The organism is Corynebacterium sputi DSM 45148 (assembly GCF_000427865.1).
Lineage (GTDB): Bacteria > Actinomycetota > Actinomycetes > Mycobacteriales > Mycobacteriaceae > Corynebacterium > Corynebacterium sputi.
Genome location: NZ_ATYV01000028.1, coordinates 1 through 19952 on the forward strand (window position 1 = coordinate 1; position 19952 = coordinate 19952).

Here is a 19952-nt window from a genome sequence, read left to right on the forward strand (position 1 = left end):
ACCGCATGGTCGGATCGATGGGCAAAGTCGGCGCTGCCGGCGATAACGCGGCCATGGAATCGTTCTTCAGCCTGCTCCAGAAGAACGTCCTCGACCGCCGCACTTGGACCCGCCGAGAAGAGCTGCGCATCGCGATCGTGATCTGGATCGAACGGACCTACCATCGGCGCCGTCGCCAACCCCGCCTCGGACGTTTGACCCCGATCGAGTTCGAGGCCATCATGAACACGCCAGCCGCACTGGCTGCGTGACTAGAACCTGTCACCTATCCGTGCAGCAGACCCATCTGCTTGAGGAACACGTGTGGATCTCTGCCGATACCGATCAATCATGGGCCGCAGGCGGGAGTTATCTGACGACCCGTCGAATCGCCATAAGCGTCGAGGTATGGGACACACTTCGCCTCGAGGAACAGGAACGGGTCACGGGCCGGGACAAAGTTGAAGGGGCTCCACTATCCGGCGGCGATGAATTCACGGAGCCAGATTTCACGGCGGTGAACCACCGAGGGCTCCCTGTCATCGACGATCGTTCTCATGTCTTCCGGACGCATCCTGACAACAATGACGGAATTCGGATGCTGCGCCGGGGCTATAACTTCATCGACGGCAATGATGCCCAGGGCCGACTGAACGCGGGGCTATTCTTCATCGCTTTCACGCGAACTCCCGACCGACTTGCGAGAGTTCACCGGAACATGGCTCGAGACGACATGTTCGTCGAATACCTTAAGACGACGTCGTCCGGGGTATTCCTCGTCCCACCCGGCACTGAGCCGGAGGGATACGTCGGCCAGGGTATCTTCGCCTGATGACGTCCGAACGAACCTCGTCTCAGATGCATCAGTAGTAGACGGCCAATTTGCCGCGCGGGCCGTCGACGACCTGGACCGGAGTATCAAAAACGTTCGACAAAATGTCGTCCGTCATGATCTCATCGGGCGCGCCGTACGCGGCGATCTTGCCGTCACGCATCGCACAAATGCGGTCGGAGTAGTGACCTGCGAAGTTGATGTCGTGAAGCACGACGACGAACGTGCGGCCAAGTTCGACTGCGGCGCGCTTTAGATGCTGCATCATCTGAGCACTGTGCTTCATGTCGAGGTTGTTGAGGGGTTCGTCGAGAAGCACGTATTCGGTGTTCTGTGCGAGAACCATCGCGACGTAGGCGCGCTGGCGCTGACCACCAGAGAGCTCGTCGAGGTAGCGACCCTCGAGCTCCTCGAGCCCGAGGAAGTCGATAGCCTCACTGATCTTCACCTCATCCTCAGGGGTCAATCGGCCCTTGGAGTACGGATACCGACCGAATCCGACCAACTGACGGACAGTCAGGCGGGTAACGAAGTGGTTCTCCTGGCGGAGGATGGACAGGACCTTAGCCATGTCGGCTGACTTCGTGGAGGAGACGTCCATGCCTGCGACCTCGATGACACCAGAATCAACGCCCATGAGGCGGCCGATCATCGTCAGCAAGGTCGACTTGCCGGCACCGTTGGGCCCCACCAGCGCGGTAACGCCACCGTTGGGAATCTCCAGGTTGACCGGACCAATGGTGACCGTGTCAGAGTATTTCTTGGAGACCGAATCCAGCGAGATCACAAACGACCCTTTCGCATGATGTAGTAGAGGAAGAACGAGCCACCGATGACTTCAATGATGATGCCAACCGAGCCTTCAGCGTAGAAGACGTTCTTCAGGACGAAGTAGGACCCGGTCAGGATGACGAAGCCGATCAGCCAGCCCAGCGGGAACAGCAGCCGGTGATCGTAGGTGTCCGCCAGCTGATAGGTGATCATCGCGATGAGGAACCCGAGGAACATCATCGGTCCGACAAGTGAGGTCGAGACGGCCATCAGGCCCGCGATGAGCACGAGCGCGATGAGCGTTTCCTTCTTGTGGCTGGCGCCCAGATTGATTGCCGTCTCGCGACCAAGCCCGATCAGGTTCAACTTCGTAGAGCGCATCCACAGCAGCACGCCGAAGACCACAGCAAGAAGAATTGCCCAGGGGATTTCCTGACGGTTGGCGTTCGAGATCGAACCGATAAGTCGGGCCAGCAGGACGTCGAAGTCGCTCGGCGTCATCAATCGCTGCATGAAGGTGGAGATAGCACCAAGGCCACCACCGAGGATGATGCCTACCAGGAGCATCACCTGGAGATTTCCGCGTTTGCCGGCAAAGAGCCAGCCGTACAAAACCGCTGCGAAGCCAATCATCACGGCAACTGTGCCGAGATACTGCCAACCGCCCATCACCATGGTCGCTCCGGCTACGCCGAAGAAGAAGACAGCAGAGGTGTTCACCAGGGTATAGAGCGATTCAAAGCCCATGATCGAGGGCGTCAGAATTCGGTTGTACGTAACCGTCTGGAACGCGATAGTCGCGATTGACTGACAGAACGCAACAAGTGCGATGACGATAAGTTGCGTCATCCGCATTTCGGCAATGAGCCACCAGCCTCGCGAGCCCATGGGCATCGGGTTGTCCCATGCCAAGGTCAAGAATGCGAAAGCGACGGCAGCAATAGCAAAACCGGCGAATACCCAGCGGTAGCGACGACGGTCCTTCTGCGTGGGAAGGGGGCCGGCGTGCCGTTCAACCTGGTCGAGGGCGTCTGGGGCGTCGATCGGAGGTGTTTTACGCACCGAGCCTCCTCACGAGAATCGCGATGAACACGATGGCGCCGACGACCGCGAGAATCAGCGATACCGGGACCTCGAAGGGCGCGATGATGGTCCGGCCGATGATGTCACACACCGTGACGATGCAGACACCGATCAAACAGACCCAAGGAAGATTAGAACGGAGATCGTCGCCACGGATCATCGAGACGATGTTCGGGACAATCAGTCCGAGGAACGGGAGTGCACCGACGACGACAGTCACGGCGCCGGTAGCCACTGCGATGAGTCCCGTTCCCAGGAGCACCACCGCGCGGTAGTTCAAGCCGACGTTCGTAGCAACGTCCTCACCCAGCCCAGCCACGGTGAAGCGGTCGGCAACGATGAAGACGATCACGACGATGACCGCAGTTACCCACAGCGGTTCATACTGCCCTCGGATGACAGAAGTGAAGGAACCGGCGAACCATATGCCAAGGCTCTGGAGCATGTCGGTCTTCAGTGCGATGTAGTTGGACACGCCTCCGACAACTGCGCCGAGCATCATTCCGACGATCGGAACGATCACCGACGAACGAAGGGTGACCCTCTGCAGGAATGCGAAGAAGATCATCGTTCCGATGAAGGACGCAATCACAGCGACACCCATCTTGACCATGATGCTCGAATGCGGAGCAATGATCATGGTCAGCAGCAGTCCCAGACCTGCCCACTCGGTAGTACCGGTAGTCGTGGGTTCTACAAATCGGTTCTGGGTAAGGAGCTGCATCACCAGTCCGCACATGGCCATCGCGGCTCCTGCGAGGACCAGTGCGATCGTGCGTGGGACGCGGGTGATGCCGAACATCCACCAGCCGTCCTCTGCACCAAAGATGTCGTACTGCCCTATGAAAAGGGACGACACCACCAATGCCGTAGTGATGATGAGGCCGACGAGCAAAGGCCAGGTGAAGAGCCTCCCTTTAGGAACTGAACCTCTGGAAGAAGTTTCGCCTTCGGGTGCCTCGTCGACAGCTGATCCCGTGCTTGCGTCGGTCGTCGTCATGCTCACTATTTCGGATTGATGGTGTCTGGAAACTCTAAGGGGTAGAGACTAGCTCTCGTCTGCCTCAGCGTCATCCTGGTCGTCAGCGCCACCCTGCTCTGCGTCGTACGCCTCGAAAGCGTCAGCCAGTGCGTTGAAGTAGATGGTGTAGTTCTGGATGTTCTCGTTCACGTAGATGTTGGACGGCATGTAAACGACGTTGCCCTCCTGAACTGCGGTGACGTTCTGCAGGGCAGCGGACTCAGCGAGAAGCTCGTTGGCCGGGGTGCCGTCTGCGGAGCTGACGCCTGCATCGCGGTCCATGACCATGATGAAGTCCGGGTTGGACTCTGCGATGGTCTCCACGGAAACCTCGTCGCCCTGGTGATCGGTGGAGCCATCCTGCTCAAGCGACGGGGTCAGGTCGAGAATGTCGAAGATCGGACCCAGGGTACGACCCTCAGACGGTGCGGCGTAGTTGATGTTTCCGCCGGAGGTGATCACGGCCATGACGGTGGCGTCCGGGTTGTACGCATCCTTGACGCGATCGATCGACGCACGGAAGTCGTCAACGAGCTCAGCAGCTTCGACTTCCTTGCCGAAGATCTCGCCGAGGATCTCAGTCTGATTGATGAGCTCTTCGTCGAAGTTGCCCTCCGAGTCGTAACGCAGGTCCAGGACGGTTGCGTCCGGGACAAGGCGCTCGAAGTCTTCGGTGTACTGGGAGAAGCGGGAGCCGGTAATGATCAGGTCCGGGTCGTTTGCGACGACTGCCTCGAGGTCGGGTTCGTTGTGGCTTCCCAGGTCGACGATGTCCTCGTTGGACTCGTACGAGATGTCCTCAGACATCAGCGCACGGGAACCACCGACGATTTCAATGCCCCAGTCATCGAGGGTCTGGAACGAACCGTTGTCCGTGGCGACGACGCGCTGCGGCGGAACGTTGACGGTCTTCTCTTCGCCGGTGCTGTCGACGATGGTAATGGTGTCAGCGGTCTGCTCGGTCTCAGTATTTTCGCCGTCATTGGAACATGCGACGAGGCTGAAGGTGACTGCGGTGGCCGCGAAAGCGGCGAGCGGACGACGGTATGCGTTCGACAAGTGGGACTCCTTGCGGTCGGTCGTTGCCCGGCGCCATCAGACACACGCCGCCAACGGGTTACATTAATTTCATTCGAGGTTGGCTTTCCCCTCAAATGCCAATGTGAGGATAACATAGTTTAAGCCAGGGTTACCTAACCGCGCACTCAGGGCGCACTCAGGACCCACAGGCTTTCCTGGGTAACCTCACCTCGTCTTCCCTAGAAACTGAGCCTTATGCTGTTGTCATGTCGACTTTGTTGATGCACCCTCGCGGCGGTGTCCCAGAGGTTCTCTCCTCCCCTGACGATATCGCCGCGGCCGCAGATTTCCTCGCCTCGGGAGAAGGCCCCCTCGCCGTCGACACGGAGCGCGCCGGTTCCTATGTTTACGACGATCGCGCCCAGCTCATCCAGGTCCGGCGGCACGGCGCTGGAACATTCCTCCTCGACCCAGAGTCCGTTCCTGGGGCTATCGGCGAAATCGTCCCCGTAATGAACACTATTCCGTGGATCTTGCACGCTGCCGCCTCTGACCTTCCATCCCTTAACGCATTAGGGATGTCTCCACCGAACCTGTTCGACACGGAGATCGCCGGCCGTCTCCTTGGAATCCAGAAGGTGAACCTCGCAGCTCTCACCGAGGAGTTCCTGGGCACCACCCTCGCTAAGGGGCACGGGCGTGAGAACTGGGCCACTAGGCCGATCCCTGACACATGGCGCACGTACGCAGCCCTAGATGTCGAGCTGCTCCCGGAGCTCTCTGCTGTCCTATCCGACACCCTTGCGGAGATGGGTCGCCTCGATTGGCTCATCGACGAGACCGATGCACTACTGCACATTCACGAACCAGCAGCCACACCATTGCCCGGCGGAAATCACCACGTCAGCATAGAAAATGCGCCGGAGGACGCGTGGCGCGGACTCAAAGGGATCGGCCGGCTGAGAAGTCCCGAACAGCTCGTCATCGCCAGGGAAATGTGGACTGAAAGAGACCGCCTCGCCCGGCGTGACGACGTGGCGCCTACGTCAATACTCCCCCACTCCGTAATCGTCGAGGCCGCGCGAGTGCGGGCCAGCGATCAGCGGGACCTCGCCGCTGTACACGGGTTTCCTTCGCGGCGCCGCGGCGCGACAACTCACTGGAGTCGGGTAATCACTTCTGCGCTGGCTACCCCCAGGGACTCCTGGCCCACCCAGCTCAAGGTCGATTCCATTGGTGGACACCGTCCCCATCACCGTGACTGGCCAGAGAAAGCGCCGGCAGCATCAGCGACTTTGGAGGTTGTTGCAGAAGCAGTCAGCTTCGAGGCGGATCAGCTCGGCATCGACAGCGGAATGCTCCTTCCGTCGAAGGGCATCCGGAGCCTCGCATGGGAATTGAGCGCAGATGCGCTACAACCACTGGACACGGACGCCACAGTTCGCGAATATCTGCGGAACTATGGCGTCCGTCCGTGGCAAGAGGATATCCTCACCGGCCTAGTGGACCGGGCTGTCCTCCTGCCCCGTCGTCAAGCGCGGACGAACAATCCGAGAGTCTCAGAGTGATGAGTACCCGGGAACGCGTCGATCACTTCGAGCTTCTCCAGCCGATAACCATTCTCGATCCACTGGGCTGAGTCTCGAGCGAAAGTCGCCGGGTCGCAGCCGATGTGCAACACCTTCTGCGGTCCAGCCGCGGCGATCGCGTTAACGGACTCTGCCCCAGCTCCCGAGCGCGGCGGATCCAGCACCACTACCTCTGGGGATTCCAGCAGCCCGATGACTTTCTCGACTCGGCCTGTCCGGAACTCAACGGACGTACCCGCCAGAGCCTTGCTGCCTGCCTCAGCCGCATCGGGCGCTGCTTCAACGCTGATGACGGTCGAGCCCGGTCGGGAAGCGGACAGTGCCGCCGCAAGTGACCCAACTCCTCCGTAAAGGTCCCAAGAAACACCGGTGCCTCCTCCGAGCCAATCGGTGACTCTCTCGAAGTACATTGCAGCAGCGTTCTCGTGTGCCTGCCAGAAACCATCGACCGGAACGGTGAAGGTGTAGTCATTGACTTTCTCCAGCGCAGCCGAGGAACCCTCAATCACCGTGGCGACAGGACGCTTCTTCTTGCGTCCCCGGATTCCGCGCTCGGGCGCAGATCGGTGCAGCACGTGACGTTGTCCGTCAGCATCGCGGACCACATGAAGTTCACCTCCAGGAGGGCACGTGCCTTCCTCGGCGAGGCCGTCGGTGAGCCCCTCTGCAACCTGCGCACACGGCAGACCGACGACAAGATCACGAGACGCTTTACGACGTATTCCTGCCCGACCTTCCCCATCGACCCCCAACCGGACGCGAGTGCGCCAGAGGTCAGCAGGTGCGAGCGGGGTGATTGTCGGCTCCGGAATATCTGCTGCGGAGAACCGACCAATTCGGCGCAAGGCATCGAGAACAACCGCGGACTTCAGGTACGCGGCGTGAGTGGGCTCGACATAGTCCCAATCACAACATCCAGCTCCTGCGGCTGCGGCCTCGCACGTCGGCGTCCTACGATGCTCGGATGGCTCAAGGATCTCGGTCGCCTGGCCGCGGAGCAACTTCGCTGCGGGGTCGTCGAGGCGGACACGGACCGTCTCGCCGGGGATTGCTCCTCGGACAAGAACGATTCGACCATTGTCGAGGAGGCCAATGGACTCCCCGCCTTGTGCCGGACGATCGATCCGGATGTCAACGACGTCGGAGGTCTCAGTCACGTGACTCACCGTCTCCCTCTGCAGCACTTGCTGCGTTTTCTGATTCTGTGGACTGGCCGGCCCGCGCGCGGCGGACGGCCCAAACGGTGATGATGAGGACGATTCCAGTCAGTGGCCATCCCATGAGGATGCGCGCGATGCCTAGCCAAGTGACGTCTTCGGCCTGGTACAGCCGGTCTTGAATGAAGAAGCGGGCGGCGAACACTACGGCCCAGGCGCCGGTTGCTATTTGGTAGGCCTGCCTGACCTTGCGGTTTCGGAACCATCCGCGGTCACCATTATTGATGCCCTCCCAGATGAGCCCAACCGCCGGCCGGCCGATGATGATCGTCACCAGGAACGCTACGGCCGCAACGGCTGAGTACCAGATGCCATACAGGAAGTAACCTCGTGCGTCGCCAACGAAGAAGGCAATCGCTGCTCCGATAAGGACAGCGAAGAGGCCAGAGACGGCAGGCTGCAACGTCTCTTTTCGTGCAAGTCTCCACACGAAGACCAGCACTGCGGCACCAACCGCGGCGGCGATCGCCGGCACCAGGCCCCACATGGAGTTCACCGGGACGAGGACTGCCACGGGAATCGTGGAGGACAACAGACCGGAGACTCCTCCCATCTGTTCCAGGAGAGTCGGCTCAGCCCCTTCTACGCCATCCTCGCCGTCAGATTCGGGCTGGGTCACTGCTGACCGTCGTTCTGCTGCCCCTGGCCCTGTGCTTCCGAGGCCTTCTTCTGACGCTGCTCGTACGCTTCACGAATCTGCTGTGCCATTTGGGCAGGCAGGGTGACCGGCAATGTCTGACCAGCCGGAATCGGCGAATCATCACGCTGCACGAAGGTGCGGGCAATGACCTCACGACCGACGGTCTGAAGCTCATCGCTGGTGCTCTCCGGACCAGACATGGTCATCCGGAGCATCCACCGAGGGCCATCGACACCGATAACAGCCATGGTGACGCCGTCCCGAGTGCCATGGATCTCGCGGCCCCACGGGCCATCAGTAACCGCAACCTTCAGGCCATCATTCGACAGACCGGTGGCGATCTCCGCTACAGACTGGTCCCACTGACCACCAGAGGTCGGTGCAGCGAAGGCGACAGGCGTGATCCGCCCGACCTTCGTCACGAGGTGGAGCATCGTCGGACCCTTCGGGCCCATCTCGACCTGGATGTCTCCGACCTTGGGAATCGGGAGCAAAATCGAGCCGAGGTTGACCGATGCCTTAGAGAAGTCGGAGAAATCGAACTGCTCCGGCGGGTTTGACGCTGCGTCAAACGGACCGTTTTCAGTCGGTGTAGGGAAGCTGCTGTTCACGACCTCAAACGCAAGCGCATCGGTTGTCTCCTCGGACAGCTCTGACGGCTCCGGGGTGTCAACGACCGGAGCCGATTCCTGTGCCGGAACCTGGGCCTCGTCGTCGGCATCCTTGTTTTTGCTGAACGGCCACATCGGGTGGACTCCTCACTCTGCGGGGTCAGGCTATCTTACGACGGTCCACCCTAGCGCCGGATCAACAGACGCGTGGCGGACGGGTATGTAAAGGCAGTAGGTCAGTTGCGGCCGGTCGAGCCGTGGCCACCGGTGCCGCGAACCGTGGTATCCAGTTCTGTCACTTCCACCACGTCACATAACTCGACCTTCTGAACCAACAACTGGGCGATTCGGTCTCCACGGGAGATCCTGATCGGTGTCTCCGGATCCAGATTGATCAAGGAGACCTTGATCTCACCGCGGTATCCGGCGTCGACGGTTCCGGGTGCGTTGACAATGGACAGGCCGTGTTTTGCAGCCATTCCGGACCTCGGGTGCACCAGTCCGACGGTCCCTACCGGCAATGCCACCGCGATTCCGGTTCCAACTAGTGCACGACGGCCAGGTTCCAAGACCAGGTCCTCAACACTCCTGAGATCGATCCCCGCATCGTCAGGATGCTCGCGGGAAGGAACCGGCAGACCAGGGTCCAATCGCAGGACCCGTAGTGGTTCAGTCGTCGGATTCGACGGTGCATCGTATGTCATGACTGGGAAGCCTAGCTGGCGTCCGGGACCGCCTCGAATCACCTATTCCCCCACCGGTAGACTGCCCTGCGTGAGCACTTCGACGGGAAGCACCAACGCATCGGATTATCGGGAACGACTGTGGGTCCCCTGGTTCTACTGGGCCTTCGGCCTGGTAGTCGTCGCGATCCTCATCGTTCAGCTCGGCCACAACCGCGATCCAATCTGGACCTGGGTCGGAGCTCTAGTCTTTTCTGCGGCCGGGCTGTGGGTATTGATGTGGATGTCACGGTCGAAGATCCGCGTGGAAGTTGACGAGTCCGGAGAACGATGGCTGCACGCCGACGACGCGATGTTGCCCGCGTCCGTCGTGTCCCGCTCCCTCGTGGTCCCGGAAACTGCCAAGCGCAATGCGTTGGGTCGTCAGCTAGATCCCGCAGCGTTCCTCGTGACTCGGCCGTGGGTGCCGGCGATGGTTCTGCTGGTTCTCGATGACCCAGAGGATCCCACCCCGTACTGGTTTGTCTCGAGCCGCCAGCCGGAGAAACTCCTGGATTCATTTCTCGGGACTGACCGCCCGAGCGATTCCCCCTAGGTCACCTAGAACATGAAAAAGGCCCCGTTCGGGGCCTTTTTCATGTCTGCGCCTCTAAGCGCAATCTTTACAGATGGGAAATCCATCGCCCGGATCGTGATCGATCATCGCGACATGCTGAACGAGAAAGCATGATCCGCAGGTGAATTCGTTGTCCTTGCGAGGGACGACGGACACCTCAACCTCCTCGCCCGACAAGTCAGTGTCCGGCAATTCGAACGGCTCGACAATTTCACCGTCGTCGTTGTCGTCGACCTGCTTTTCAGCCGCACTCGCCTTAAGCCCTTCAAGCGAATCGGTCTCGATCTCGTCATCTTCTCGAGTACGGGGTGAGTCGTAATCGACAGCCATGTGGTCCGGCCCTCCTCCAATTAGGGTCTGCACAACGGCGCATAGCGCCTGTCGTCGCGGATACTAGGCCATTTCAAGTCAATTCTCATAATCCCTGCTCGTCAACCCTTTCCCCCGGTTAGCGAGCTCAAATGTGGTCCGGCATAGAATCATGATCGACACGACACCGCGTGCCGGCCCCGGAGCCCGCCACGAGAAGGGGCCAACATGCCTAATAACCGCAGCTTGACGATCATTCCCCGCACGGCGATTCCCTATGCCGTGATTGTCGCGGTACTTCTTGTTCTAGCCATAGTGACATGGGTAACGGTGGTTAACCGCACGAATGATCCGGTAAGCGTGGCCTGCGACCGCCCCGACCTAGGGTCGCCCATGGCCTCCACGCAGCTGATCGGAGAGACCGCTTCCGCCCCAGTTGAGGTCCAGGTCCGTGTTCTCAACGCCAATGGACGCTCCGGACAGGCTGCTGGAGTTGCCGAGCAGCTCGTGGGGTACGGCTTTTCAGAACACCCTGAAGGCCCCGCAGGCAATGACGAGGCCACTCCCGATCAGGACCTGGAATGCTACGGACAGATCAGGTTCGGGGTCGGGCAGCTCAATCACGCAGCAGCCCTTCACCTGAGCCTTCCGTGTATGGAGCTAATCTCCGACAACCGACAGGACGGAACTGTCGATATCGCGCTCGGAACCGGCTTCAACGGCCTGGACGACTCGGCTGCAGTTCGATCTATTTACGAATCACTTAATAATGGCGAGGCTTCAGATCCGGCGCTGGCAGAGCAGATTTCGCAGACCATCTGCTGACCGCAGACCTTCGGGAAGCGTGTCTTCTTTCCTGATTTCTCAGTATGATTTGGGTCATGAGCGAACATGTCGGATTCGGTGTGGATGTCGGGGGTTCGGGGGTCAAAGCTGGCCTGGTGGACCTAAACAGCGGTGAACTGATCGGAGAAAGACAGAAACTTCTGACTCCGAAGCCAGCCACCCCGGACGCGGTTGCAGAGACCGTTCGGACGCTGGTCGAGAAGTTCGATTGGGACGGCCCGGTGGGGATCGCCCTTCCGGCGGTCATCATCGACCAGACGGCCCGCTCGGCAGCCAACATCGACCCCTCGTGGATTGACACCAACTGCACCGAACTTTTCGCCAAGTACTTACCGGGTCGCAAGATCAACGTTCTCAATGACGCGGATGCAGCAGGCCTCGCTGAGGTCGAGTACGGCGCCGCCGCTGGGGCCAAGGGAAACGTGATCATGCTGACACTCGGCACCGGCATCGGTTCCGCTCTCATCACGGGCGGGAAACTGTACTCAAACACCGAGCTGGGGCACCTTGTCATCAAGGGCACCGAAGCCGAATACTTGGCATCCTCTGGCGCCCGAGAGCGCGATGGCATCAGTTATAAGAAGTGGGCTAAGCGCCTTACCAAGGTCCTGAACACCTACGAAGCGCTCCTTTCCCCCTCGACCTTTGTTCTCGGCGGAGGCGTCAGCCGCAAAGCCGAAAAGTGGATGCCTTACCTGGAAGTGGACACCAAGGTTGTGGCCGCACAGCTCGCTAACACCGCCGGAATTGTCGGCGCGGCGATCGCCTCAGACACCAACTTGGCACCGTAGCTGACTCGTTCGGGAGACTCGGTTCCGACAGTGACAGGCGCTTCTGGTTACAATTGTCGTTGATTCACGGCAACTACCGGCGACACCACTCGTGTGGACCCATTCAGCGTCAACAAGATGCTCACCCCCAGACCGGTACCCGTGACACGTCATATCCGGCATCGTCGTACTGTCGGTGCCCCATCGGGTGCCCGGGCAGAACCGGCGACAACCGACATTCGATCGTGAAAGGGCGTTCGTGGCAGTCAACGAATCAGATCAGCCAACCGGAGATGCCGAACAGGCACCGGCACCAGCTAAGAAGGCTGTGAAGAAAACAGCAGTCAAGAAAACCGCGGTGAAGAAGACCGCGGTCAAGAAGACTGCGGCTAAGAAGGCAGCCGCAGCCCCCGTCGCCGCAGCGGCTCCTAGTGAGACCCCTGTGGTGGAAGAGGCTGAGCCGGTCAAGAAGGCTCCGGCTAAGCGGGCGGCCAAGAAGACAGCCAAGAAGACGGCGAAGCGGGCCACCAAGAAGGCTGCTCCGTCGGCTGCGCAGGCCGATGAAAAGGACGTCGAGACGGATGAGGCCCAGACGGGCGTCAACGGCGACGACACGGAGGCCCTGACCGACGATTTCGCCGCCGGCATCGAGGACGAAGAGGCAGACGCTGTCACGTCCGACGATGAGGAGTCTGAGACCGTCGACGAGGTGTGGAACGAAGACGAGTCCGAGGCTCTGCGACAGGCCCGGAAGGATGCGGAGCTCACTGCTTCCGCCGACTCCGTGCGTGCCTATCTGAAGCAGATCGGCAAGGTAGCCCTGCTGACCGCGGAGGAAGAGGTCAGCCTGGCGAAGCGCATCGAGGCGGGTCTGTACTCGCAATTCCGAATCGAAGAGGCTAAGGCCTCTGGTGACCGTCTCCCCCACGCCCAGAAGCGTGACCTTCGGGAGATCTCCCGTGATGGACAGCGCGCGAAGAACCACCTGCTAGAGGCGAACCTCCGTCTGGTGGTGTCACTGGCCAAGCGCTACACCGGACGCGGCATGGCGTTCCTGGACCTGATCCAGGAGGGCAACCTCGGTCTGATCCGCGCTGTGGAGAAGTTTGACTACACCAAGGGCTACAAGTTCTCGACGTACGCCACCTGGTGGATCCGTCAGGCGATCACCCGTGCCATGGCCGACCAGGCCCGCACGATTCGTATCCCGGTCCACATGGTCGAGGTCATCAACAAGCTCGGTCGCATCCAGCGTGAGCTGCTGCAGGACCTGGGCCGTGAGCCGACCCCGTTCGAGCTTGCCCGTGAGATGGACATCACTGAGGAGAAGGTGCTGGAGATCCAGCAGTACGCTCGTGAGCCGATCTCGCTGGACCAGACCATTGGTGACGAGGGCGATTCCCAGCTCGGTGACTTCATTGAAGACTCTGAGGCTGTTATCGCTGTCGACGCGGTGTCGTTCACTCTCTTGCAGGATCAGCTGCAGGACGTCTTGGAGACGCTGTCCCCGCGTGAGGCAGGCGTCGTCCAGCTTCGCTTTGGTCTGACCGACGGTATGCCGCGCACCCTGGACGAGATCGGCCAAGTCTATGGTGTGACCCGTGAGCGTATTCGCCAGATTGAGTCGAAGACTATGTCGAAGCTGCGCCACCCCTCACGCTCACAGGTTCTGCGCGACTACCTGGAATAGCGCTTCATCACACCAATACAAATCAGGAGGAGGTCCCGACCGGGACCTCCTCCTCATTTCATCAGCGTGTTATTTCGTCAGTGCGTTGACTGCCTCAACTCAGTATTCGATGCCGAAGATGGCGCCAACCATGAAGTAGGTTGCCAACGTGATCACGATTAGTGCCGCGACGTTTAGCCACAAGCCAGCCTTCAGCATGCTATTCATAGTGACATAGCCGGAGCCGTAGGCGATGGCGTTGGGTGGGGTGGCCACCGGCATCATGAACGCAGAGGTTGCGGCGAGGGCAACCGGGATCGCCAACAGCATCGGATCGATACCGATGGCCAGGGCAACTCCTCCCGCCAGGGGCAGGAAGGTCGCCGCCGTCGCCGTGTTAGAGGTGAACTCCGTCAGAATGAGCACGACCATGGCGAGAGCACCGATAATGAGGAACAGCGGAAGAGTTCCGACCGTGCTCATCTGCTCACCGATCCACTCGGACACACCGGAGGCAGATAGCTGACTGGACAATGCGAGGCCGCCACCGAACAGGAGCAACACTCCCCACGGGAGGCCGAGTGCGTCATCCCAGGTCAGGAGCTTCACTCCATCAGGACCGCCAGGAATGATGAACAGAGCAATACCCACCATCATCGCGATGACCGCGTCAGCGATCATGGTGTCTTCCCAGATGACGGGAACGAAGATCCAGGAGAACGCAGCGGTGACGAAAACCAGGAGAACACGGACCTCACCGGTCGACATTCTGCCGAGGTTCTTCCGCTCCTGCATCATCAACTGGCGACCTCCGGGGACGGTCGTCACCTCAGGCTTGAAGAGAACCATCGTCAGCAGCACCCACGCGATGAGCATGAGTACGACTGCGATAGGCACACCGAACAACATCCACTGTCCGAAGCCAATGTTGATGTCGTGTGCATCAGAGAGGTATGCCACGAGCATAGTGTTCGGAGGCGTGCCGATGATCGTTCCGAGCGAGCCGATCGACGCCGCGTAGGCTATACCGAGCATCAGGGCAATACCAAACTTGGTGCTCCCTGGATCGGTGTTCTCTTCCGTGACATCGTCCGCAGATTCGCCTTCCCGATCCTCCTTGACTACCTTCCGGATCATCACCAGAACCGACACGCCGATCGGCAACATCATGACGGCAGTGGCGGTGTTGGAGACCCACATGGAGAGGAATCCCGTGGCGATCATGAACCCGAGAACAAGCATCTTCGTGGAACTCCCCATGAGAGAGAGCACCCATAGTGCGATTCGCTTGTGGAGGTTCCAGCGCTGCATAGCCATCGCCAGCATGAATCCACCCATGAACAGGAAGATCGTCGGCTGAGCGTAGTTACCTGAGAAGTCCCCGATCTCGGCCAGTCCGAGCGCTGGGAACAGAATCAGCGGCATCAATGCCGTTGCGGCCAGTGGAATCGCCTCGGTCATCCACCAAACTGCGATAAGTACCGCCGAACCAGCTGTTGCCCGCAGCTCATACGGCAGGTCTGACGGCATGATGAAAAACACGATCAGGCCCAGCAAAACACCCGCGGCCAGACCGGAACGTTGCCGGACAAGGTCCTTGCGACTGGAACCGGGGTCCAACTGCCCCGGCGACAACTCAAATTTTCCCTGAGAGTTGGTAGAGGTACTCACAATGAGCTCCTATTCGATATCGGTGCTAACTCCATCAACGATTCACCTGTGACGAGCCTAACTGCTAACACCGTAACTCTTCGAAACTCATATAAAGAATCTGTGCGTATGATGTGACCATTTAATGCCCCGATGGCCACCTCCACAAATCAGTTCGAGCCGAGCCCTCCGCCGAGAATCGCGTTCTCATCGATGCAGGCAATCTGGGCGTCCTGCTCCTCAAATTCATTAATACAGTTGTTGATCGCGGTGGCCGACTGGAACACCACTGCCCCCAACAGACATCCGAGGAGACCCGTGACAATGCCGACAGCCGCCAACCCCTGGGTGCCCCCGGTCCGTGGCTGGCGCCCATCCATCTGCACGCGGGTCTTCGCTTTTCGTGCCTTCACGATCGCGATAACACCGAGGACAATGCCGATCGCACAAAGAACTGCGCCGAAACCGAAGGATGCCAACAGCAGGCCTCCGATACCCAGTACAAGTGCGGTGAGCGCCTGGGCACGTCCGACTGCCGACCCGTCGATCCCGTCGGGACCGTAGCCATCGGTGGTCTGCGCCGTCATGTGTCAACCTTTCGCCGGGAAGTGAACCATCAAGATCTTACATACGACGAACTTGTGAGATCCTCGCCTGCAACTGTTCCGCGGTGCACATCGCTGTCGGAGGACCTCCACAGACAGTACGGAGATAGTTGTGAATCTGACCGTGCGGCTTGCCTGTTCGTGCCGATGTCATCGACACGAGGGTGTTCAGCTCCTTGCGCAACCGGGGCAGATCCTCGGAGACAACAGCGAATCCCCCAGATGATGGGGCCGCTCCCGGTGGGGGTGGGACCACGGGGGCGCTGGGGTCGTCGGGAAGCTCAATCTTTTGCTTTTCGCGTTTCGCCTCAATGGTGCGCGAGGCAAGCTGCTCCTCCTGCCGCTTCTGCAGAAGCGTCTTCATCTGAGAAGCATCAAGCAAGCCCGGCAGACCAAGGTAGTCAGCCTCCTCATCAGAGCCAGCGATGGTCGCGGTGCCGTAGGAGGAGCCGTCGTAGATCAAGTAGTCGAGCTCCGCATCCGCACCGAGAGATTCGTACGCAGGGACCTCGTCAGGCTCGGAAACGCGCTTATTCGCCTCCACGACCAACTCGTCGTCCCAGCCCTCATTTGGTCGGTGCGGCTTTCCCAGCACGTGATTGCGCTGCGCCTCCATCTGCGAGGCCAGATCGAGCAAGACTGGCACCGAAGGAAGGAACACCGAGGCAGTCTCGCCCCGGGTACGCGATCGCACGAAACGGCCAATTGCCTGGGCGAAGAACAGCGGAGTCGAAGAACTCGTGGCATAGACACCTACGGCCAGACGCGGCACGTCAACGCCCTCAGACACCATGCGGACGGCGACCATCCACTCGTCATTGGATTCGGAGAACTCAGCGATGCGCTCAGAGCTACCTGCTTCATCAGAGAGGACAAGCGCGACGGGGGTCGTGCTCATCCGCTCGAGGATTTTCTTGTAGGCCCTCGCCGACTTCGCGTCGGTCGCGATCACCAGACCACCGGCGTCTGGAACTTGCTCACGCATCTGCACCAGCCTGGTGTGCGCAGCCCGCAGCACCGACGGCATCCAATCACCGTTAGGATCCAGCGCCGTGCGCCAGGCACGAGTCGTCTCCTCCGGGGACATGATCTCGCCAATCCGCGCGTTGAACTCCTCGCCGGCAGAATCGCGCCACCGCGCCTCACCTGAGTACGCGAGGAAAACCACTGGCCTCACGACGTTGTCGTGCAGAGCCTCCCGATAGCCATACGTGTAGTCGGACTCCGAGACGCGGTTGCCCTCAGCGTCCTCGGAGTAACGCACGAACGGAATCGCCGCATCATCGGACCGGAACGGCGTACCAGTCAGACACAGGCGCCTAGTGACGTGCGAGTACGCCTCGGCGATGCCTTCACCCCAGCTCTTGGCGTCACCTCCGTGGTGCACCTCGTCGAGGATCACCATGGTCCGCTTCGACGTGGCGATGGCGTGGTGCTTGTACGGGTGCACCGCGACCTGCGCATACGTCACAACGATCCCGTGGTAGGACGGGTTCATCACACCACCGGAGTTGCTGAAGTTGGGGTCCAGCTGTATTCCGGAACGTGCCGCCGACTGCGCCCACTGCACCTTCAGGTGCTCGGTCGGTACGACAACGATCACGCGGTCAACCGTTCGGTTCGCCAGCAATTCACCGGCGAGCCGCAGGGCGAAGGTCGTTTTACCTGCGCCCGGGGTCGCTACCGCGAGAAAGTCCTTCGGGTTCGTGGCGAGGTATTTGTCGAGCGCTTCCCTCTGCCACTGTCGTAGTCCGTTCACTTACGGCGCAGCGTCTTGTAGATCCGCTCGCAATCCGGGCACACCGGGGATCCCGGCTTCGCGGACTTCTTCACCGGGAAGGTCTCACCGCACAGTGCGACGACGTATGCACCATTGACCGCGGAGTTCACGATCTTGTCCTTCTTTACATAGTGAAAGAACTTGGGGGTGTCGTCCTGCGTCGTCTCATCGGTCGAGATGTCTGGGCGTTCGATGGTCTTGGTAGTTGTCAGCGGCGTAGTCACGTCCCTGATTTTGCCCGATTGACCCGTGAGCGCAAGTATCGGTGCCCCGGACCGAGGAGTACCGTGTCCTCCATGTCACAAGGCCGTCGCCGAAAACGCAGTGAACCGGCGCTGATCACCAACGTAGGCAAGTCCGCCGGACAGTATTACCGGTACCGCCGGCGCACCTACCAGATCCTCCAATGGTCCAGGATTCCGCTCCTGGGCCTGGCCTACCTGTTCATTGTGGTGTGGGAGAATTTCCTGCTGGGTGCAATCGTGACGATCGTCAGCGTGCCGCTTCCGTGGATCGCGGTAGTCATCGCTAACACGCACGGTCAACGCCACGACAAACGTGAACCGAGGGTTTACAAGCCTGGTGTTGAACGTGAACGGCGCAGGCGGGAAGAAGAGCTCCGCAAGCAACTCGAGTCTGGCGAGCCCAGGGCGATCGGGAGCCAGCCCTTCATCATCGACTCCGAATCCACACAACCTGACAACGAGGACAACAATCCATGACCTTCCCCGCTTCCCCCACCGATGCCGCACTGGAGGAGTTCGTATCGGTGGCCCCTGCTGTGGCCGAGGAGCTCCAGGCTGCCGGATTCTCGGTGGACGGTCTGCAGAACCTCCTAGGTGCGGATGGTGTCGCTGCAATGGATCGAGGCGAGCCAGAAGCGGTCGCCTCGGCAGCGAGGCACAAACGCTCACCACTTTCGACGCTGATCGATGGTGTGATCATCGGCGATCCAGCCCAGCTCGACGAGGTGCTGTCACCGGAGGTTTTCTCAAGACTCACCGAGCTCGGTGTAATTGCCCCGCTTTGCGACGGTTATGTCCTCACCCTCGACATTCGCCCTATCCACCTGCACGGCCGTGAGGTGTTGGTTTTCTCAGACCGTGACGCCTCGATGCGCCCCCATGTGCCGCAGCGACACCACGTACCTGGAGTGGGACGGGCGTCCTGGTCCTTGATCGACATCTCCCCGGCCGGCCCGACGGATTCAGTCCTCGATCTCGGCGCCGGCTGCGGTGTCCAGGCTGCGGGCCAACTAGATGCCAGATCCATCGTGGCCACTGACATCAGCGAACGCGCGAACAGCCTAGCCAGGGCTACGTTGAGCGCCGCTGGCCGGTCAGACGCAGAGGTCCTGGCTGGAAGCTGGTTTGAGCCAGTCGAGGGGCGACAGTTCTCCCGCATCGTTGCGAACCCTCCATTTGTCGTCGGGCCCCCGTCGGTCGAGCATGTCTACCGCGATTCAGGACTCGACTTGGACGGCGCCACAGAGACCACGGTCCGAGGCGCAGCGAACCACCTAGAAATTGACGGCACCGCGCATATCCTCGGCTCCTGGGCGCATGTAGGCGACCAAGGCTGGGAAGCACGGGTGGCATCCTGGATCCCGGAGCACGGAGTTGAGGCGTGGATCGTCCAGCGAGATGTCGTTGGACCCGCGGAGTACGCCGGCACCTGGCTGCGAGATGAGTCGATTGACCCACGCTCGCATGACGGCAGGGAGCGGATGCGTCACTGGCTGGACCATTTCGAATTCTCGGACGTGCGTGGCGTCGGTTTCGGATATATCTCACTCCAGCGCATCGACGGGCCCTCATCGGTGGTCTGCGAAGAGCTCCCGCAGGCATTAGGCGGGCCCTTCCATCTGGAGGTTTCCGAACACTTTGCTCGCTCTGCCTGGCTACGAGAAGCAGAAAAGGACTCCATCCTCGACTCTCAGTATCTATTGCGCCCCGGAATCGCTGTGGAACGCATTGAGCTCACCGACACTGAGGCAGGACAGGGTTTCGCTCCCGAGGCCTTACGGATCACGCGAACCGATGGCCCGCGTTGGAGCCACGATGTCGACGAATCGGTTCTCGCCGTGCTCCGCGCCATCCACCCCGACGCGCCTCTGTCGTTCACCCTGGAACTGCTGACCGACTTCGGGCGCTTCGGCGACGCTGACCCTGACGAAGTACGGGAATCCATGATCCCGGTCGTCGTGGACTTGGTACGACACGGTTTCTTGATCCCCACTGACATCCTCGATTAAAGGAGGC

21 protein-coding genes and 1 pseudogene are annotated in these 19952 nt (G+C 60.3%); 9 read left to right on the top strand and 13 right to left on the bottom strand.

Annotated elements, in window-relative coordinates; translation table 11 throughout:
• Window positions 1-251: pseudogene (locus YWU_RS16785) on the top strand (integrase core domain-containing protein); the annotation flags it as partial.
• A gap of 20 nt (window positions 252-271) precedes the next feature.
• On the top strand, window positions 272-811 hold the full coding sequence (locus YWU_RS16790) for a Dyp-type peroxidase (protein WP_240484135.1): 540 nt from the start codon (window positions 272-274) through the stop codon (window positions 809-811).
• A 31-nt stretch (window positions 812-842) separates the two neighbouring features.
• Here YWU_RS16790 and YWU_RS0112335 read toward each other — a convergent pair whose 3' ends face one another.
• The 4 genes from YWU_RS0112335 to YWU_RS16800 are packed head-to-tail and all read right to left on the bottom strand — an operon-like array spanning window position 843 to window position 4745.
• A complete protein-coding gene (locus YWU_RS0112335) occupies window positions 843-1598 on the bottom strand; it encodes an iron ABC transporter ATP-binding protein (protein WP_027020708.1) in 756 nt (251 codons plus the stop codon).
• On the bottom strand, window positions 1595-2644 hold the full coding sequence (locus YWU_RS0112340) for an iron chelate uptake ABC transporter family permease subunit (RefSeq protein WP_156892836.1): 1050 nt from the start codon (window positions 2642-2644) through the stop codon (window positions 1595-1597). Before YWU_RS0112340 ends, YWU_RS0112335 begins: the two co-directional genes overlap by 4 nt.
• Entirely contained in the window at window positions 2637-3665 is a 1029-nt protein-coding gene (locus YWU_RS16795; RefSeq protein ID WP_084142176.1) for an ABC transporter permease, read from the bottom strand. The genes YWU_RS0112340 and YWU_RS16795 overlap by 8 nt, the downstream gene beginning before the upstream one ends.
• Before the next feature lie 48 nt (window positions 3666-3713).
• On the bottom strand, window positions 3714-4745 hold the full coding sequence (locus tag YWU_RS16800) for a siderophore ABC transporter substrate-binding protein (protein ID WP_051260344.1): 1032 nt from the start codon (window positions 4743-4745) through the stop codon (window positions 3714-3716).
• 227 nt (window positions 4746-4972) lie between these two features.
• Between YWU_RS16800 and YWU_RS16805 the strand changes: the two genes are divergently transcribed.
• Complete coding sequence (locus tag YWU_RS16805) at window positions 4973-6274, top strand: HRDC domain-containing protein (RefSeq protein ID WP_034647869.1); 1302 nt, start codon at window positions 4973-4975, stop codon at window positions 6272-6274.
• On the opposite strand, the gene YWU_RS0112360 is transcribed toward YWU_RS16805, so the two are convergent.
• The 4 genes from YWU_RS0112360 to dut all read right to left on the bottom strand — a co-directional run bounded on the left by YWU_RS0112360 (window position 6238) and on the right by dut (window position 9467).
• Entirely contained in the window at window positions 6238-7452 is a 1215-nt protein-coding gene (locus YWU_RS0112360; protein ID WP_027020710.1) for a class I SAM-dependent RNA methyltransferase, read from the bottom strand. The genes YWU_RS16805 and YWU_RS0112360 overlap by 37 nt on opposite strands.
• A complete protein-coding gene (locus YWU_RS16810; RefSeq protein ID WP_034647870.1) occupies window positions 7445-8131 on the bottom strand; it encodes a DUF3159 domain-containing protein in 687 nt (228 codons plus the stop codon). The genes YWU_RS0112360 and YWU_RS16810 overlap by 8 nt, the downstream gene beginning before the upstream one ends.
• Window positions 8128-8898 carry a DUF3710 domain-containing protein gene (locus tag YWU_RS0112370; RefSeq protein ID WP_027020711.1) on the bottom strand — a complete coding sequence of 257 codons (771 nt, stop codon included), beginning with the start codon at window positions 8896-8898 and terminating at the stop codon, window positions 8128-8130. Before YWU_RS0112370 ends, YWU_RS16810 begins: the two co-directional genes overlap by 4 nt.
• Before the next feature lie 101 nt (window positions 8899-8999).
• Complete coding sequence (dut, locus tag YWU_RS0112375) at window positions 9000-9467, bottom strand: dUTP diphosphatase (protein ID WP_027020712.1); 468 nt, start codon at window positions 9465-9467, stop codon at window positions 9000-9002.
• Window positions 9468-9537: 70 nt separating this feature from the next.
• On the opposite strand from dut, the gene YWU_RS0112380 reads away from it, so the two are divergent.
• The gene (locus tag YWU_RS0112380) at window positions 9538-10041 is read left to right on the top strand and encodes a DUF3093 domain-containing protein (RefSeq protein WP_420805321.1); all 504 of its coding nucleotides are present in this window, start codon (window positions 9538-9540) and stop codon (window positions 10039-10041) included.
• A gap of 54 nt (window positions 10042-10095) precedes the next feature.
• Here the strand turns inward: YWU_RS0112380 and YWU_RS0112385 are convergent, their stop codons facing one another.
• Window positions 10096-10392 (bottom strand): DUF4193 domain-containing protein, encoded by a 297-nt coding sequence (locus YWU_RS0112385; RefSeq protein WP_027020714.1) that lies wholly within the window; start codon window positions 10390-10392, stop codon window positions 10096-10098.
• 207 nt (window positions 10393-10599) lie between these two features.
• On the opposite strand from YWU_RS0112385, the gene cei reads away from it, so the two are divergent.
• The 3 genes from cei to YWU_RS0112400 all read left to right on the top strand — a co-directional run bounded on the left by cei (window position 10600) and on the right by YWU_RS0112400 (window position 13677).
• On the top strand, window positions 10600-11196 hold the full coding sequence (gene cei / locus YWU_RS16815; protein WP_084142180.1) for an envelope integrity protein Cei: 597 nt from the start codon (window positions 10600-10602) through the stop codon (window positions 11194-11196).
• A gap of 56 nt (window positions 11197-11252) precedes the next feature.
• Window positions 11253-12008, top strand: a complete 756-nt coding sequence (ppgK, locus tag YWU_RS0112395) for a polyphosphate--glucose phosphotransferase (protein WP_027020715.1) — start codon at window positions 11253-11255, stop codon at window positions 12006-12008.
• Between the two features lie 238 nt (window positions 12009-12246).
• The gene (locus tag YWU_RS0112400; RefSeq protein WP_027020716.1) at window positions 12247-13677 is read left to right on the top strand and encodes an RNA polymerase sigma factor; all 1431 of its coding nucleotides are present in this window, start codon (window positions 12247-12249) and stop codon (window positions 13675-13677) included.
• Window positions 13678-13776: 99 nt separating this feature from the next.
• On the opposite strand, the gene YWU_RS0112405 is transcribed toward YWU_RS0112400, so the two are convergent.
• The 4 genes from YWU_RS0112405 to YWU_RS0112420 all read right to left on the bottom strand — a co-directional run bounded on the left by YWU_RS0112405 (window position 13777) and on the right by YWU_RS0112420 (window position 17915).
• Entirely contained in the window at window positions 13777-15327 is a 1551-nt protein-coding gene (locus YWU_RS0112405; protein WP_156892837.1) for an SLC13 family permease, read from the bottom strand.
• A 149-nt stretch (window positions 15328-15476) separates the two neighbouring features.
• Window positions 15477-15893 carry a hypothetical protein gene (locus YWU_RS16820; protein ID WP_034647872.1) on the bottom strand — a complete coding sequence of 139 codons (417 nt, stop codon included), beginning with the start codon at window positions 15891-15893 and terminating at the stop codon, window positions 15477-15479.
• Window positions 15894-15930: 37 nt separating this feature from the next.
• Entirely contained in the window at window positions 15931-17670 is a 1740-nt protein-coding gene (locus tag YWU_RS0112415) for a DEAD/DEAH box helicase (RefSeq protein ID WP_027020718.1), read from the bottom strand.
• Window positions 17667-17915, bottom strand: a complete 249-nt coding sequence (locus YWU_RS0112420; protein ID WP_027020719.1) for a DUF3039 domain-containing protein — start codon at window positions 17913-17915, stop codon at window positions 17667-17669. The genes YWU_RS0112415 and YWU_RS0112420 overlap by 4 nt, the downstream gene beginning before the upstream one ends.
• Before the next feature lie 72 nt (window positions 17916-17987).
• Between YWU_RS0112420 and YWU_RS0112425 the strand changes: the two genes are divergently transcribed.
• Window positions 17988-18413 (top strand): DUF3099 domain-containing protein, encoded by a 426-nt coding sequence (locus YWU_RS0112425; RefSeq protein ID WP_034647874.1) that lies wholly within the window; start codon window positions 17988-17990, stop codon window positions 18411-18413.
• Window positions 18410-19945, top strand: a complete 1536-nt coding sequence (locus YWU_RS0112430; protein WP_034647878.1) for a DUF7782 domain-containing protein — start codon at window positions 18410-18412, stop codon at window positions 19943-19945. The genes YWU_RS0112425 and YWU_RS0112430 overlap by 4 nt, the downstream gene beginning before the upstream one ends.
• Window positions 19946-19952 lie beyond the last annotated feature (7 nt).

Coding starts and splice junctions, on each gene's coding strand:
- cei (WP_084142180.1), top strand. CDS start 10,600: ATGCCTAATAACCGCAGCTTGACGATCATTCCCCGCACGGCGATTCCC.
- ppgK (WP_027020715.1), top strand. CDS start 11,253: ATGAGCGAACATGTCGGATTCGGTGTGGATGTCGGGGGTTCGGGGGTC.
- YWU_RS16795 (WP_084142176.1), bottom strand. CDS start 3,665: ATGACGACGACCGACGCAAGCACGGGATCAGCTGTCGACGAGGCACCC.
- YWU_RS0112430 (WP_034647878.1), top strand. CDS start 18,410: ATGACCTTCCCCGCTTCCCCCACCGATGCCGCACTGGAGGAGTTCGTA.
- YWU_RS0112370 (WP_027020711.1), bottom strand. CDS start 8,898: ATGTGGCCGTTCAGCAAAAACAAGGATGCCGACGACGAGGCCCAGGTT.
- YWU_RS0112385 (WP_027020714.1), bottom strand. CDS start 10,392: ATGGCTGTCGATTACGACTCACCCCGTACTCGAGAAGATGACGAGATC.
- dut (WP_027020712.1), bottom strand. CDS start 9,467: ATGACATACGATGCACCGTCGAATCCGACGACTGAACCACTACGGGTC.
- YWU_RS16805 (WP_034647869.1), top strand. CDS start 4,973: ATGTCGACTTTGTTGATGCACCCTCGCGGCGGTGTCCCAGAGGTTCTC.
- YWU_RS0112425 (WP_034647874.1), top strand. CDS start 17,988: ATGTCACAAGGCCGTCGCCGAAAACGCAGTGAACCGGCGCTGATCACC.
- YWU_RS16820 (WP_034647872.1), bottom strand. CDS start 15,893: ATGACGGCGCAGACCACCGATGGCTACGGTCCCGACGGGATCGACGGG.